Origin of the sequence: Kocuria sp. KRD140, assembly GCF_017168375.1 — a bacterium.
In the GTDB taxonomy this organism is placed as follows: domain Bacteria; phylum Actinomycetota; class Actinomycetes; order Actinomycetales; family Micrococcaceae; genus Kocuria; species Kocuria marina.
Window position 1 is genome coordinate 478,407 of the sequence record NZ_JABFAW010000007.1, and the last position, 1,028, is coordinate 479,434.

Below are 1,028 nucleotides of genomic sequence, written 5' to 3' on the forward strand. Positions count from 1 at the left end.
GCCCGGCACGCGTCGCAAGTCCGATAGGTGTTCCCGCGGCGCTCCCCTAGGGTGTATTCCGGCACACACTCGCATCGCGGGCGGCCATGTTCCAGGAACCGGACGCGGCCCCGCCCGCGGTCAGGACAGGCAGGAGCACGCATGAGTACCGAAGAAGCCCCCGGGCACCTGGGCGCCAACGGCGAGGACGTCCCGGACGCCCACTACGTGCGCACGAGCGATCACGGTTTCCGCACCACGGTGTACACGCAGGGAGCGTGGAGCCCCCTGGAACAGCACATGGCGGCGTCGTCCGGCCTGCTGGTACACGAGATCGAACGCAACCACCCGCGGGAGGACGTGCTGCCGGTGCGTTTCTCCTTCGACATTCTGGGGGTCATCCCCGGTGGTGAGATCGAGGTGCACACGCGCGTGCTGCGCCCGGGCAGGACCATCGAGTTGGTCGAGGCGACCATGAGCGCCGGCGGGCGGGACTGCATCCGGTTGAGCCTGTGGCGGCTGAAGACCTCGGACACCCAGGACGTGGCCGGCGGGGAGATCGAGCCGCTGACCCCCGTGGAGCAGTGCGAGCCGGTCAATATGTCCGAGGCGTGGGGCGGCGGGTTCATCAGCTCCGTCGAGGCACGTACCGCCCGGCGGCCCCGACCCGGCAACGGCGCGGGCTGGCTGCGGATCACCAAGTCGGTGGTCGAGGGCGAGGAGTCCTCCCCCACCGCCCGGTTCATCAGCTCGGTCGACGCCGCCAACGGGATCGCTCCGCGCGCGGAGATCGGACCGTGGGCGTTCCCCAATGTGGACCTGAGCATCCACATGTTCCGCGCCCCGGTGTCCTCGTGGGTGGGACTCGACACCCGGGTGGAGTTCGGCGGGGACGGCGCGGGCCTGACTCATTCGGAGCTGTTCGACGAGCACGGTCCGATCGGTCGGGTGGCCCAGGCGCTGACCCTGCGCCGGACGAGCTGAGAAGCCGGTGGCCCGCCAGGACTTGGGCGGGCCGGAACCGCCCGGCTCCGCCGGGGGTTGAGCAG

The 1,028-nt window shown here is 70.7% G+C and carries 1 protein-coding gene; it reads left to right on the forward strand.

Annotated features, from left to right (window positions below; genetic code table 11):
* Window positions 1–141: 141 nt before the first annotated feature.
* The gene (locus J1M36_RS08590) at window positions 142–963 is read left to right on the forward strand and encodes a thioesterase family protein (protein WP_206479049.1); all 822 of its coding nucleotides are present in this window, start codon (window positions 142–144) and stop codon (window positions 961–963) included.
* Window positions 964–1,028 lie beyond the last annotated feature (65 nt).